The organism is Terrihabitans aquatilis, assembly GCF_052542005.1.
On sequence record NZ_JBOCUO010000003.1, the window covers coordinates 241664 to 255596 of the forward strand.

The 13933-nt window shown below is 68.3% G+C and carries 14 protein-coding genes; 2 read left to right on the forward strand and 12 right to left on the reverse strand.

The window, feature by feature from the left end; all coding sequences use genetic code 11:
- Positions 1-256: 256 nt before the first annotated feature.
- Both ACQ6S1_RS12100 and ACQ6S1_RS12105 read left to right on the forward strand, forming a co-directional pair.
- Complete coding sequence (locus tag ACQ6S1_RS12100; protein ID WP_445041468.1) at positions 257-2161, forward strand: hypothetical protein; 1905 nt, start codon at positions 257-259, stop codon at positions 2159-2161.
- A gap of 97 nt (positions 2162-2258) precedes the next feature.
- A complete protein-coding gene (locus tag ACQ6S1_RS12105; RefSeq protein ID WP_445041469.1) occupies positions 2259-4850 on the forward strand; it encodes a spermine/spermidine synthase domain-containing protein in 2592 nt (863 codons plus the stop codon).
- On the opposite strand, the gene ACQ6S1_RS12110 is transcribed toward ACQ6S1_RS12105, so the two are convergent.
- The 12 genes from ACQ6S1_RS12110 to ACQ6S1_RS12165 all read right to left on the reverse strand — a co-directional run bounded on the left by ACQ6S1_RS12110 (position 4747) and on the right by ACQ6S1_RS12165 (position 13826).
- Positions 4747-5244, reverse strand: a complete 498-nt coding sequence (locus ACQ6S1_RS12110) for a copper resistance protein CopC (RefSeq protein WP_445041470.1) — start codon at positions 5242-5244, stop codon at positions 4747-4749. The genes ACQ6S1_RS12105 and ACQ6S1_RS12110 overlap by 104 nt on opposite strands.
- A 20-nt stretch (positions 5245-5264) precedes the next feature.
- Positions 5265-5891 carry a TIGR02466 family protein gene (locus tag ACQ6S1_RS12115; protein WP_445041471.1) on the reverse strand — a complete coding sequence of 209 codons (627 nt, stop codon included), beginning with the start codon at positions 5889-5891 and terminating at the stop codon, positions 5265-5267.
- Between the two features lie 110 nt (positions 5892-6001).
- Positions 6002-6508, reverse strand: a complete 507-nt coding sequence (locus tag ACQ6S1_RS12120) for a hypothetical protein (RefSeq protein WP_445041472.1) — start codon at positions 6506-6508, stop codon at positions 6002-6004.
- Positions 6505-7065: a type II secretion system protein GspM gene (gspM, locus tag ACQ6S1_RS12125; protein ID WP_445041473.1), complete on the reverse strand. Its 561-nt coding sequence runs from the start codon at positions 7063-7065 to the stop codon at positions 6505-6507. The genes ACQ6S1_RS12120 and gspM overlap by 4 nt, the downstream gene beginning before the upstream one ends.
- Positions 7062-8072, reverse strand: coding sequence for a PilN domain-containing protein (locus ACQ6S1_RS12130; protein ID WP_445041474.1), 1011 nt, complete (start codon positions 8070-8072; stop codon positions 7062-7064). The genes gspM and ACQ6S1_RS12130 overlap by 4 nt, the downstream gene beginning before the upstream one ends.
- Positions 8069-8917 carry a type II secretion system minor pseudopilin gene (locus ACQ6S1_RS12135; RefSeq protein WP_445041475.1) on the reverse strand — a complete coding sequence of 283 codons (849 nt, stop codon included), beginning with the start codon at positions 8915-8917 and terminating at the stop codon, positions 8069-8071. Before ACQ6S1_RS12135 ends, ACQ6S1_RS12130 begins: the two co-directional genes overlap by 4 nt.
- Positions 8914-9609 (reverse strand): PulJ/GspJ family protein, encoded by a 696-nt coding sequence (locus ACQ6S1_RS12140; protein ID WP_445041476.1) that lies wholly within the window; start codon positions 9607-9609, stop codon positions 8914-8916. The genes ACQ6S1_RS12135 and ACQ6S1_RS12140 overlap by 4 nt, the downstream gene beginning before the upstream one ends.
- Positions 9606-10007 (reverse strand): prepilin-type N-terminal cleavage/methylation domain-containing protein, encoded by a 402-nt coding sequence (locus tag ACQ6S1_RS12145; RefSeq protein ID WP_445041477.1) that lies wholly within the window; start codon positions 10005-10007, stop codon positions 9606-9608. Before ACQ6S1_RS12145 ends, ACQ6S1_RS12140 begins: the two co-directional genes overlap by 4 nt.
- Positions 9988-10470 (reverse strand): prepilin-type N-terminal cleavage/methylation domain-containing protein, encoded by a 483-nt coding sequence (locus ACQ6S1_RS12150; RefSeq protein WP_445041478.1) that lies wholly within the window; start codon positions 10468-10470, stop codon positions 9988-9990. The genes ACQ6S1_RS12145 and ACQ6S1_RS12150 overlap by 20 nt, the downstream gene beginning before the upstream one ends.
- 2 nt (positions 10471-10472) lie before the next feature.
- On the reverse strand, positions 10473-10892 hold the full coding sequence (gene gspG, locus ACQ6S1_RS12155; protein WP_445042014.1) for a type II secretion system major pseudopilin GspG: 420 nt from the start codon (positions 10890-10892) through the stop codon (positions 10473-10475).
- A gap of 52 nt (positions 10893-10944) precedes the next feature.
- Positions 10945-12159, reverse strand: coding sequence for a type II secretion system F family protein (locus tag ACQ6S1_RS12160; RefSeq protein ID WP_445041479.1), 1215 nt, complete (start codon positions 12157-12159; stop codon positions 10945-10947).
- Positions 12160-12164: 5 nt separating this feature from the next.
- On the reverse strand, positions 12165-13826 hold the full coding sequence (locus ACQ6S1_RS12165) for a GspE/PulE family protein (protein ID WP_445041480.1): 1662 nt from the start codon (positions 13824-13826) through the stop codon (positions 12165-12167).
- Positions 13827-13933: the final 107 nt, after the last annotated feature.

The following is a 13933-nucleotide window of genomic DNA, read 5'->3' on the forward strand; positions in this document are numbered from 1 at the left end:
CCCCAACCCATACTAAAGGCCGGACGTGACCGCCCGGCGCCCCGGGCAGGTCAACTAAGCTCGTGGAATGTCGTGCGCATGACAATCGCATTCCGAAGTGCGGCAGCATCGTGGCGGCGCGAGGGAGGAGCGGCCCCGGCCTCCTACCTTAGTCGATGGCTCTAACTGTCTGGCGTCTTTCACAGAACTGACAGCGGGCAGTCACACAACCCGGCTAGTGACCTCGCCATTGGGTTCTATCTCATCGGGGGTACACATGAAGAACGCCGCCCATCAATTGATTACGGGCGCATCGATCCTGGCTGCGGCAGCCGGAGCGGTGTCTATTTCGTCCACGCCGTCTGCTGCCGACAGCTATATGGCAGGCGACTTCCACAACCACACGCCCTGCTCGGACGGCCGTTCCTCGGTCGAGACGCTGGTCAAGAAGTCGATCGAGAACTACGGCCTGGAATGGCTCGGCGCGGCCGACCATGGCGGCAGCAGCCCGCGCGATTGCCGTGTGGACGATCCGGAAGGCAATGGCTCCAATAACGGCACGGCCGGCAAGTTCCTGGACGAAGAGCCCGCCACCCCGATCAAGGGCAATGTCGTCACCTCCGGCGGCCATCGCTCCATGTGGCGTTGGCAGAGCACGGAAGACCTCGTCTATCCGGAGCTCGTCCGCCTCGCTCGCGAGCTGAATTCGCCCATGCTCTATGCCGGCGTCGAGACCAACGCCCCCGGCCACGAGCACGTCAGCATGACCGTGATCGGCAACCAGCGCCCGCAGAATTTCGGCGGCGACACCGGTGATGCGAGCGGCCTCGCCGAATTCGAATACCGCTTCGACCGCAGCGACACCGACACCTCCGGCGGTGGACCGGAGCACAATTGGACCGGCAAGATCGCCAACGCGTCCGGCGCCAATTCCGGTGTCATCAACCACAACAACAAGGCCGTCCCGTCCGTTCGCTGGCTCCAGCAGAACTACCCGCTGGACAGCTATTACGTGCCGGCACACACCGAGCGCGCGGGCGTGTTCGATCCGAACGGAAATCGCGGCTTCAACGTCGAGCACTTCCGCGACTTCAACAATGCGGGTCCGACGGTGGCCGTGGGCTTCGAGACCCAGCCGGGCCATCAGGCCAGCAACAATCGTGGCGAATACCGCGCCAATTTCTGCGGTTCGGGCTGCGATTCGGTCGGCGTGACGACGTTCGGCGGCACCGGCATCTACGGCGCCAAGATCGGCGGCGTGTGGGACGCTCTTCTGGGTGAAGGCCGCAACTGGTTCTTCTACGCCTCGTCCGACTGGCACAATCGTGGTGCGTTCAGCATCTACGAAAAGGAAACGACCGCGGACTTCTATCCCGGCGAGTTCCAGAAGCTGTGGGTGCCGCGTCCGGCTTCGGCCTCGCAGCTGCGTCCGCAGGCCGTGGTCGATGGCGTGCGCGGGGGTAATTCCTACTCCACCACGGGCGACCTCATCACCGGTGAGCTGACCTACAAGGCCGAAGTCGTCGGTTACGGCGCGGCGGGCACGGCCAAGATGGGCCAGACGCTCGTCGTTCCGCGCGGTCGTACGGTTCGCCTCACGCTCGAGGTCAACCTGCCGACCGGTCCGAACCATTCTCCGTACAGCTTCAACAATCCGTCGCTGGCCCAGATTGGTATCCAGGAGCCGCTCAACCGGCCCACGCTGCGTCACGTCGATTTCATTCGTGGCAACATCACGGGCCCGATCGCGCCCACCGATGCCAATTACACGAATGCGACGAACCCGTCGGCCGGCATCCTTGCCACGTTCAACCAGTCGAACTGGCAGGTAAGCGGCAACAAGCGCACCATGGTCGTCACGATCCCGAACGTGCAGAACAGCCAGTACATCCGTGTTCGCGGTTCCAACCTGCCGCCGAGCACCCCGGTCGAAACGGATGCCCAGGGCAATCCGCTGAACGATTGGGACCCGGAGAACCTGTCGCAGGGTCCGTTCGTGCCGTGCCTGGACGCGGCCTGCCCGTCGCACATGATGGTGCGCAACGGCGGCAAGATCTCCAGCTACGACGTGGCCGCCTGGGCTGACCTCTGGTTCTACACCAACCCCATCTTCATCCGCGTTCAGGGCCAGCCGCCGCTGCTGGTCGAGAACAACGTCAAGATGGCCGAGCAGCTGCGCTGATCGCACTGACACATCCCCTTCGCAAGGATGTGTGATCTGAAGTGATGGACCGGGGGCCTCTGGCTCCCGGTCTGTTTTGTTGAAGAGCAGGTTTTCCATGTCCGACATTTCCGCCGTTCCGGCCCGCGCGTTTGGCGCCGACCGGCGGCTCGCCATCATCGCCATCGCGACGTTTTCCGGCTTTGCCGGCCTTGGCTATGAGGTGGCTTGGACCAAGATGCTGGCCGTTTCGCTCGGCCATGAATTCATCGCCGTACTGGGTGTGGTCTCGGCCCTGTTCGCGGGCATCGCGCTCGGCAGCCTGACGCCAGGTCGCCGCATCGCCCGTAGCGCCCATCCGGCTCGCTGGTACGCGGTGCTCGAACTCGTCATCGGCGTGTGGGCGCTCGCTCTCATTCCCCTGTCGCCGCTGATCGGCGATCTCGTTCCCTATCTCTCGCCCGTCGACGCCGCGCCGGCCCATCGCTGGATCGTCGCGTTCGCGCTTCCCTTCGTGGTGCTCTTGCCGGCGACACTCGCCATGGGCGGCACGCTGCCGGCGCTGGAAGCGGTGCTCGCGGCCTATCTGCCGGGCCGCGCGGTCGGCCGCGTCTATGCCGCCAACACGATCGGCGCGGTCGCCGGTACGCTCGCCACCACCTTCTTCATCATCCCCGCGCTCGGCCTGTCCGGCACGCTCACTTTGTGCGCGGTGGTCAATCTCCTCTGCGCCAGTGCCTTGTGGTTCGGCGAGGGGGAGGCGCGCGCGCCGCTCCCTCCTGTGAGGTCCTCGGGCCATGAGGCGGGCGTCCTCGCGCCGCTCTTCGTCACCGGCCTTCTCGGCATCGGCTATGAAGTTCTGACGATCCGCATCGTCAGCCAGATCCTCGAAAACACCGTCTACACCTTCGCCATTCTGCTGGCGGTCTATCTCGCGGGAACCGCCATTGGCGCGGCCCTGCACAGCCGGTTCGCCGGAAAAGGGGACGGCGCCGTCCGCACCAGCACGCTGGCCACTCTCGCGGCCCTCACCTGCGCGGGCGGAGCCGTGCTCCTGTCGATGTCGGACATTCTGCTCGACGCAATGAAGGACGCGCTCCCGGCCACGATGAACGGCCGACTCGGCGCTGAATTCGGCATCGCCGCTCTGGCCTTCCTGCCGCCCACCATCGCAATGGGCGCCTTGTTTACACAACTCGCCCAATCGGCCAGCAACCGCATCGGCGGCGTCGGCACGGCACTGGCCGTCAACATGGCCGGTGCCGCGCTGGCGCCCGTCCTGTTCGGTCCGGTGCTGATCCCGCTCATCGGCACCAAGCTGGCCTTCGCTCTTATCGTCGCCGGCTACCTTCTCGTCCTGCCCGGCCTTCGCCGCCCCACGCTCGTGGCCGGCGGCCTCATCGCGGCGTCGGCCCTGGCTCTGGCGCTGTCGCCCCTGTCGCTGCGTTTCGTCTGGACGCCGCCGGGCGGAGACATGGTCTGGCACCGCGACGGCGTGATGGCCTCCGTCAGCGTCATCAGCAACGCCGCGGGCGAGCGGCATCTCCAGGTCAACAACCATTTTCGCATGGGCGGCAGCGCCTCGATCCGGTCCGATCATCGCGAGGCACACATTCCCCTGTTGCTGCACCCCGATCCGAAGCGCGCCCTGTTCCTCGGCCTCGGCACAGGCGCCACCTTGTCGGCCGCGGGCGATCACCCGGGCCTCGTGTCGGACGGCGTCGAACTGATCCCCGAGGTCGTGCAGTCCTTCCCGCTGTTCGAGCGCTCCGCGCCCCAGCTCGGCAAGAACCCCGATCTTCGCATCCACATCGCCGATGCCCGCCGCTTCGTTCAGGCGCCGGGCGAGGCCTATGACGTGATCGTCGCCGATCTCTACCATCCGTCGGTGGATGGCGCCGGCGCGCTTTACGCCCGGGAGCACTTCGCCGCCATCCGCGAACGCCTCGCGCCTGGAGGCCTGTTCACCCAATGGCTGCCGCTGCACCAGCTCGACATCGAGACCCTGCGCGTCATCACCCGCACCTTCCTCGATGTCTTCCCGGAATCGAGCGCCTATCTGGCCCAGCTCAGCGTGGAGACGCCGCTGATCGCGCTGGTCGGTCGCGTCGAGCCGCGCGCTTACGAAGCCGGCTGGATGGAGGCACGGGTAAAGGATGCGGGTCTGCGGGCGCGGCTTGCCCAGCTCGATCTGAAGGACAGCCTGTCCCTGTTCGGCCTCCATGTCGCGGGCCCTGCCGAATTGCGCGGCTTCGCAGGGACGGGCCGGTTGAACACTGACGACCGGCCCTTCGTGGCCTCAGAAGCGCCGCGTCTGGCCTATGCCGCCCGCGAAACGCCGGGCGAGCGCCTCGTCACCCTGTTGAACGCGCTTCAGGCGGGGCCGCAATCCCTGCTCGCCGGAAGTGATGACGACGCCCGCCGCCTCGCAGCCTATTGGCGTGCGCGGGATCTTTATCTGGAGCTCGGCGTGCGGGCGCTCGCAAAGCCGGCGGGGGGCGATCTGATCTCGGCCCTTGCGCCGCGCCTGTTCGATCTGGTGGCGATCAGCCCGGATTTCGATCCGGCCTACCAGCCCCTGATGATGATGGCGCGTCGGCTCGCGGTCAGCGACCGGGCGGCGGCGCGCCAGCTCCTAGAAATGTTGGATAGAGTGAGCCCGGCCCGGTCCGAGGCGCGGAGCTTATTGTTGACCCTACCGCCGGCTTGATCTTGGTCTGCCCGGCGGGCGTGTCGCCGCCGGCCACGGTGAAGTACACCGATCCGCTGTCGATATGGCCACCCCGGCGGTGGTCGCCGGTCCATTCGATCAGATAGGAACCGGGCGGCAGGGGCTTTTCGGGCCGGAAATCGGTGCGGAACACCTCGTCCTCGCCGGTCGGTGTCCAATTCGTCGCATATTCCTGCATGTTCAGATCGACGATGCGAACCTCCTGCAGATCGATGCCCGGCATGAATTGCAGATACATGTCCGGCTGCGCGTCCTGGATCACATCGTTGGCCGACGGCGAGGATTGATCGAACGTGCATTGGGCGAAGGCCCCGCCCGAAGCCGTCATGACGAGCGCCGCGAAAAAGCCGGCGAGGAAAACACGAAAGCGCATGTGATGTCTCCTTTCGCGGCTCACGAGAACCGAACGGCGTAGCCGAAGTTTTCGAGGCGATCGGGCAGGGCGTTGAAGGCGATCGACATGCGGCGCGGGCCCTGGTTCACGGGCACTTCGTGCAGCAGATAGCTTGGAAACATCACGAGATCGCCGGGCAGCGTTTCCGGCATCGCCCATTTGCTGCCGTTGTAGGCATTCACGCTCGCGTTCTTGTGGTGGTTGCTGAAGATGTAGTTCGTGCCGCCGAGGCTCTTGTGGAACACGAGGTTGGCGGAAGGGTGCGACGCCGTCAGATACACCACGCCGGAGATGAAACTGTTGGCGTGGGTGTGGATGGCCTGCCGCCCGCCGGTCTCCAGCACGTTGCTCCAGATCTCCTTGATCTGCCAGTTCAGCGCCTCGCCGAACAGCACCTCGCCGAATTGCGCGATGCTCGGCAGCACGGCCTCGCCGATCCGGGCGAACAGCGGATTGTCCATTCCCGAGATCGGCGAATGCGACAGCTGCTCCGAGAAAGCATTGCGTTCGCTCTGTTCCGCGCCCCCGATCTCACGCGCCAGCTTCTCCACCAGATCGCTGTCGATCAGGCCCGACACCCGCACGACGGGTGTCGGAAACAATCCGATGACCTGGCTCTGACTCACGACGGCACCTGTGTTGTTCGAGAGAAAAACCACGCAATTTGCGTGTTGCGGCGGCACTTTCGCCTCGGCGCATGACCGCCGGATGACTGGCCTTGTCGTGCTGCGAACGATCAGTGCTCGGGATAGAAGATTGGCTCGTCGCCGGGTTTGGGCCCGGTCTCGCCCGCATCCACCGGCATTGCGGACGTGTCGGGCCGGGGAAGCTCGAGCCGGCTCTCCAGATCGTCCTGTCGCAGGACAGCCGCCCGGTCCGAGATGGAATCCAGCCGCCAGCCGGCATGGATCTGGCCCACGCGCAGGGTCACGTCGGCTTGCGTTCCCGTGTCGACGAACAGGCCGAAACCGTCGCCCCCATTCGCCAGAATCCCCGTCAGCTCCAGCGACGGCCGGGCCGGCGCGCTGGGTGGCGGTGGCGGCGGGGGAGGCGCACTTGCTTCCACGTCGCGCGTCGGGGGTGGGCGGCGCGAGGGTGAAAACAGGGGCCGCTCGTTCAGCGCGTCCAGCCGGTCGAGCGGCACCGCCCACAGCGGATTGCCCGGTTCGGCGGCCTGCGCCCAAGCTTCCGGCGCGAGGACCGACATCAGCATGAGAGCGGCAAGCGTGCGCGGCCCGTTCATTTCGCACCTTCCCAGCGTCCCGCCAATGTCAGCTGCGCCCGCATCGGGGTGCCGTCGCCATCCCGCTCCCCCCGTTCAGTGGTTTGCAGGTCGAGCGCCTCGACGAACAAAAAGGGCATGCCCGCCTCGATGTCGTGCAGCATGCCGGCGAGGCCCGCCTGCTCGATCTCGACAGTGACGCTCACCCGCAGATAGCCGTCTCCCGGTTCGGAGCCATCGAGGTCCACCTGCGAGGAGGTCAGCCGTCCGGAGGCGCGTTCCACGGCGGCCGCGATGCGCTGCACCAGCGCCGCCGCGGCCACGTTCGCGCTCGGCCCCTCCAGAAAGGGCGAGCCCTCCGGCGCGCCGACCGCATCCATGCCGCCCCCGGCCGGAGCGCGCCGCTCGCGCAATCGTTCCAGCATCTCCTCCGTCTCAGAAAGGGCGGTCCGCTGCGCGAAAAGGCCCCCCAGCGCATCGGCGGTGACGGCCATGAGCACCAGCACGAACGCAAGGAAGGCCGCGACCGCCGCCGGTCCGGCCAGCCGCGACGGTCCGGGACGGGAGACGGGCGTCATCGTGCTTCCTCGGAAGGCCGGATCTTCGCCTCGATCTGGAAGCGCTCGGCCGTGCTGTCGGGCATGCGGGTCGTCGGCGCGGCGAAGGAAGCGCGGGAAAAGCGCGGCGATTGCTCGATCAGCCCGATCAGTGCCGGCGCGTCATCCGAGAGGCCCGCCACCCGCAGCGTGCCGTCGCGCAGCGAAATCTCGGTGGCGTGGCTGTGGTCGGGCAGGGCCCGCGCGAGCGCGTCGAGCACCTGCACCGTCGCGGGCTCCGCATGCTTGCGGCGTTCCAGCAGGCGTAAGCCGCTGGTCTCCGCCCCGTCGCGTGCGGCGGTCAGGAGCCGGCGCTGCGTGCCGATCTCGGCCTCCATCGCCTCGATGTCGCCCGCATACCGCGCCCCGAGGAATTGCGATGCCAGCGTGGACAATGTCGCTGCCAATGTCAGCGCGATCACCGTCGCAAACAGCGCCGCCCGCAAGCGCGCGGCCCCGAATGCGCTTTCCGCAGCCTGTTCATGCACCCTGATCGGAGCCTCGTCCGCATCGGGCTGCATGAACACGCGGATGGAACGTGCGCCGAGCGCGGTCAGCGTCCGCAGCTGCGGCGCGATCCGGCTGCGCGACGTCGCCGCCACCATGATCTCGATGCGGTCCTGCCCGGAGGGTTGCGGCGCGGTCCAGCCGAACACCGCCTCGCTGGCGGTCCACGGCGTCAGCCGGTCGATCTGCGACCGCACGATGCCGTCGAGAAAGTCGCCGGCCTGGCGCGGCAGCTCCAGCGGCCTGAGCAGGAACTGGCGTGGAAGCAGGATGAGATCGACATCGCGTCCACGCACATGGTCTCCCGCCGCGCCGTCCAGCGGGCCCGGTCGCGCATCCTCGCCGGGCAGGCGGAATCCGTCCTCCACCTCTGTCAATCGCACGGGCCGCCCTGCTTTCAGGCCCCGCAACGCGGCGGATAATGTCTCGGCCACGAGGTCGAGCCAGGCGGAAAAGCCGTCCACGATCCGCTGCACGCTCATCGTCCGGCCTCCATCTGCGACATCCCCTCGAAAGCGCCGTCCTCGCGCCAGGACAGGACGCGGTAGGGATCGTCGCCGAAATCCCGCACCAGGATCACGGCCTCGGCCGCGCGGCGTCCACCATCCCGGAACGCCACCGAGAGCGTCACCCGCACCGCATCGCTCGTCGCGGCCGGAACCGCCGGAGCGGCGGACGCGTCCGGCGTTGATCCACCCGCCGGAGCCGGCACGGCCGCCCGCACGAGGGGATCGGCAATGGCCGGCGCGATGGTCGGCGCACCGCTGTAGATCGTGACATGGGGCAGCGCCGCCTCGACCAGCCGAGGCGGCAGGTCCCGCACCAGCCAGAGTTCGTCGGCGTGCACGAACGGACCGCCGCGTGGCCCGTGGTCCAGCCCGGCCTGCCGATACAGCGCCGCCTCGCCGTCTCCGGAAGACGCCTGGGCCGGCGTCCGGAAGGCCAATATCCGTGCGGCATAGGTCTTCGCGTCATCCTCATTCGCCCCGAGAGCCGCGAACAGGCCGGCCATCAAGTCGGGCGGCGCGGTGTTGAGGTCGATGCGCGCGGTCTCGTTGCGAAACGAGGCGCTGATCTCCGCCGATCCCAGCCGAAAGGCGAGCGTGCCCGACATCGGACGTTCCGTTTCCGGCACGGAGACGATCTGCAACGCCGCCAGTTCGAGGCCTGCGGTAAACAGCCCGTTCGCGGAAAGGCTGTCGTCGCGCACGGCGGCCGCCTGCGCGGTCACGGAAAGGTAGGCCGTGTAGACCGAGACGAGCGCCGCCAGCGCGCCGAGGACCCACAATACGGTTACCAGGATGAAGCCATCGCGGGCGCGGCTCATTGCGACGTCCCTCCATTGGCCGCATCGGGCGTGCGCCGTTCGGTGCCGCAGCCTTCCTTCGTCTCGTCGGCCACGCAATCGGCCGGCAGTTCGGCCCGCACCGTCACGGCGGTCGAGGTGCCCAGCGTCCGGCCCGAACGGCCGTCGCGTATCACAAGGCGGATCGCGCGTGGCAGCGCGTCCTGCTCGCGCCAGGCGCTGCGCCACACGCCGTCGCGTCCGGCATAGGAAAAGAGCACGCGCATCGGCGCTTTCAGAACCTCGACCGGCGCGACAAGGCCCGGCGACGGCCCGTCAGCATCGCGCGGCACGAACGCGGCGGTGCTGCGCATCAGCCCGGGATCGCGCACGCGGTCGGATTCCGCCAGCCGCACGATCTGCAATCCGGGACGGTCATTGGGCCCCAGCGCGGTGCGCACGAATGTCACGGAGCGTTCGTCGCCTTCGAACAGGGGCTTGCGGGTTTCCCGGTGCGCCGGCACGAATTCGGCGGCCGCGAGGTCGGCGGCGATCCGGTCGATCGCAAGGCCGGCCATCTCGCCCGCCTGCACGCGTCCCAGCCCGCGCTGCCAGTTCGGAAGCCATTGCCCGGTGAGAAGGGCAAGGCCGCTGAGCACGAGCCCCATCAACGCGGTCGCGACCAGCGCCTCGATCAGCGAGAATCCGGCGTCAGGGGCCGCGCGCGCTCTCATTGCGAGCCGCTCCGCACCAGCCGCACCGTGTCCAGCACCATCACCGCTCCGGAGGGGGCGCGCACGCGGATCGACACGCTCCTCGGCACCCATGGCGCGTTCTTCGCCGTGACGTCCGCCGCCATCGGACGCACCTGCATCTGCCAAAGGTGCCCAGCGATCTCGCCGTCCAGCCCACCCGGACGGAGAGCCGCGCGGGGCGGGATGCCCGTTTCCACCGCGCGCGCCGTCTGCGCCAGGGCCACCCGGTCATCGAGTGCGCGGGAGGCGCGGGCATTGGATGCGGACAGCGCGGCGATCGCGCCCGCCATCGCCGCCATCACGGCCAGCGAGACCAGCACCTCGATGATGGTGAAGCCGCGCTCATGGCGGCGAGCCTCAGCCGCGCGCGGGCACAATGTCCACCCCTCCGGTCAGCCAGTTCACCCGCACCTCGTAGCCCGCGCCGCCCTTGGCCAGCATCAACGTGCCGCCGCACGACATGCCGGAGGGGAAGAAATTGATGCCCGAAGCGGCGGGTTGTTCGGCGCACTGGCGGGGCAGCACGGCGCGCAATCTCACATCCTTCGGCAGCCGCACCGTCCGCCCGCTGGCGGCCGAGCGCACGACGCGCCCACCCACGTCCACGCGCGTCGCCAGCGGCACGCGGCGGCGGATGGCGGCGCTGCGGTCGGCCTTCAGGAGGGATGCCGTTTCCAGCGCATACGCCTGCAACCTCTGGCGCGACGTGCCGAGCGGCATCGCCGGCAGAACGAGCGACGCCAGAAGCGCCACGATGGCCAGCACGCACACCATTTCCAGCAGGGTGAAGCCCGCTTCTGAATCCAAATCGATGGAAAGGCGTCCGTGCCGGGCGGGCATGGTCAGCGCGCCCAGCTCACGATGTCGGCGGCGTCGCCCGTGCCGCCCTCCTGCCCGTCGGACCCGCGCGAGACGATGTCGTAGGGGCCGTGCTCGCTCGGCGTGCGGTAGACGTAGGGCCGGCCCCACGGGTCGAGCGGCACCGAGCCGCCCTTGAGGTAGGGCCCGTTCCAGGTCGTGGTGCCGGCGCCGCGCTGCACCAGCGCGTTCAGTCCCTCGGAAGACGAGGGGTAGCGGCCGGTGTCGAGGTAATAGAGGTCGAGCGCGCTGGTGAAGCCCTGGATCTGGATCTTCGCGGTCTTCACCTTGGAATCCCCGAGATAGCCCAGCACGCGCGGCCCCACGAGCGCGACGATCAGGCCGATGATCGTGATGACGACGAGAAGCTCGACGAGCGTGTAGCCGGCCTGCCGGCGTCGCAGTGTGCGGCTGAAGCGGGCAGGGGCGCGAAAAGTCCGATGGGTGATCAATGTCTCATCCGATGCTTTGGCTGACCGAGAGCAGCGCGGTCATGACGGAGACGATCAATCCCCCCACGACGACGCTGATGGTGACGATGGCGAGCGGCCCGATGATCGCGACGACGCGCGCGAGCGAACGCTGCAGCTTTTCCTCGTAGAAATCGGCGATGCGCCCCGACAGCACGGCCAGCTGCCCGGTTTCCTCGCCCAGCCGCAGCATGCGGATGGCCATGGGCGGCAGCACAGAATTCGCGGCGAACGCCTCCGACAGCCGCGCGCCGTGCCGCACCTTGTCGGAGGCTTCCGACCAGGCGGAGGCATCGTCGCCCGCCGACATCACGTCGACCACGATGCGCAGCGCATTGCTCAGCGTCACGCCGTTGCCGAGCAGGATGCCGAGATTGCGGCAGAACACCGCCGAGCGGCGATAGGTGAAGATCGTGCGCACCAAGGGCAGGCGCGCCAGCATGGCCACGAGGCCGGCCCGCGCTCCCGGACGTCGCAGCACGAGCACGAGGACGAGCGGAACGAGAACCGCCATCACGCCAAGCTCCGTCGTGTGCGCCTGCGCCAGGTCGGAGAGATCGAGCAGCGCCTCCACGGAGGCATCGAGCTCCGCGCCCATGTCGCGCAGCACGGTGGAGAATTGCGGCAGCACGAACAGCAGGAAGAAGACCAGCACGCCGCCGGCCGCGAACAGCACGAAGGCGGGATATTGCAGCGCCTCCATCAGCTTGCGCCGCATCTCCTCGGCCCGTGTGCGTTCGGCCGCCAGCAGTTCCAGCGTCCGGTCCAGCGTGCCGGATGCCTCGCCCACGCGCACCAGCGCCACATAGACGGGCGGAAACAGCGTCGGATGCGCCGTCACCGCCTCGGCGAAGGTGCCGCCCGCCAGCACGTCGCCGCGAATGCGCCCGACCACGCGCTTCATGCGGCCGAGATCGGCATCGTCGGCCAGCAATTCCAGCGCGTCGTTCAGCCGTGCGCCGGCGCGCAGCAGAAGGGCGAGATCGCGCGTGAACAGGGTCACGTCGGCGGGTTTCGGCGTGCCGCCGAAGGAGAGGCCGAACGCGGAGCCCGTTTTTTCGGCAAGCGCCGGCCGCATCTCCACCGGCACCATGCCGAGGAACTCGATGCGCCGCGCGACTTCCTGGGCGCTGGCCGCCTGCAGCGATCCGCTGACCATTTCGCCGCTCTGCGTCAAAGCGCGGTAGGTGAACATCGCCATCGCCGTCAGCGCAACGTGGTGACGCGCAGGATTTCGGCGGGCGAGGTGATGCCCGCCCGGCACTTCGCCATGCCGTCATCAAACATCGTCGTCATGCCGGCGGCGATGGCCGCGCGGTCGAGCGTCGTTCCGCCCGAGGCCGCCTCCACCAATTCCCGCAATTCCTCGGTGAGGACGAGGATCTCGAACACCCCCACGCGGCCGCGATAGCCCGCCCCGCCGCAGCGTTCGCAGCCGCACGGTTCGTAGATCGTCTCGCCGGCCTCGAAGCCCACCGCCTCATAGCGCGGATCAGCGGCGAGATCGGCCGCGCTCAGCACCCGCGCGGTGCGGCAGCGCTCGCACAATTGGCGCACCAGCCGCTGGGCGATGACCGCCCGCAGGGTGGATTTCAGCAGGAAGCCCTCGACGCCGAGATCGAGCAGGCGCGGCACGGCGGCGGCGGCTGTCTCGGTGTGCAGCGTGGTCAGCACCAGATGCCCGGTCAGGGCGGCGTGCACCGCCACATGCGCGGTTTCCGGATCGCGCACCTCGCCCACCATGATGACGTCCGGATCGTGGCGCACGAAGGCGCGCAGCGCCGTCGCAAAGGTCAGGCCGATCGAGGGTTTGACCTGCGATTGATAGATGCCCCGGATCTCGTATTCGACCGGGTCCTCGATGGTCAGGATCTTGCGGGTCGGTTCGTTCAGCGCCGACAATATGGTGGCGAGCGTCGTGGTCTTGCCGCTGCCGGTCGGCCCCGTCACGGCGATCATGCCGTGGGGCAAGGTGAGGAGTTCGGCCAAGGTCGCGCGGTCGTGCGGGCGCAGGCCCAGTTTCTCCACCGACAGCAGGCCCCGGTCGCGCGGCAGAAGGCGGATGACGGCCGCTTCCCCGTGCTGCGTGGGCATGATCGCCACGCGCACGTCGAGGTCGTCGCGGCTGAGGCGAAGCCGCGCCGCGCCGTCCTGCGGCAGTCGGCGCTCGGCGATGTCCAGCCCCGCAAGGATCTTGATGCGGGAGATCACGGCCCGCGGCAGCACCCCGGCGGGAGCGGCTACCGGCCGCAGCAGCCCGTCCACCCGCATACGCACTTCGAGCCCGTTGCGGAAGGGGCCGATATGGATGTCGCTGGCGCGCAACTCCATCGCCTTTTCGAGAAGGTCGTTGACCGCGCGCACCACCGGCGCCCCGCTGGCCAGATCCCGCAAATTCTCGAGGTCCTCGACCAGCGGTTCCGGCGTGCCGGCTTCGGGTTCACCCACGCCGGCTTCGCCATCGCCCAGCCGCGCGGCGATCGCGGTCGCGAGGTCTTCGAACGAGGCGATCGCCAGGGCGACCGGCGCTTCGAGCACGATCTCCGCCGCGCGCTGGGCCGCCTGGTCGGTGGGATCGGCCACGGCCAGGCACAGCCCGCCCTGGGCCATTCGGAACGGCAGCACGCCCATCTCGCGCAGGAAGCGCGGCGAGAAGCCCACGATCGCCGGCTCGGCATTCATCAATTCGGCAAGGCGGATGCGGGGCAGGCCGTGGAAGGACGCGACGACATCGGCGAAATCGCCCGAGGCGAGGCCGGTCTTTTCCCACACCGCCCGCAGGCCCAGGCGCGCATCCGCCGCGTCCGGAACCGACGCGCCGGCCTGGGCCAGGAAGCCCATGAAGTCGTCGGCCCTGTGGATGTTCATTGAATCACGGCCGCCTCGCGGGAGCGATGCCCGCGCTTTCCTGCGTTAACTTTTTGCGGATCACGCCCGGCGCACACCGGGGACGAGCCGTCCGAACCCGTCGCCGG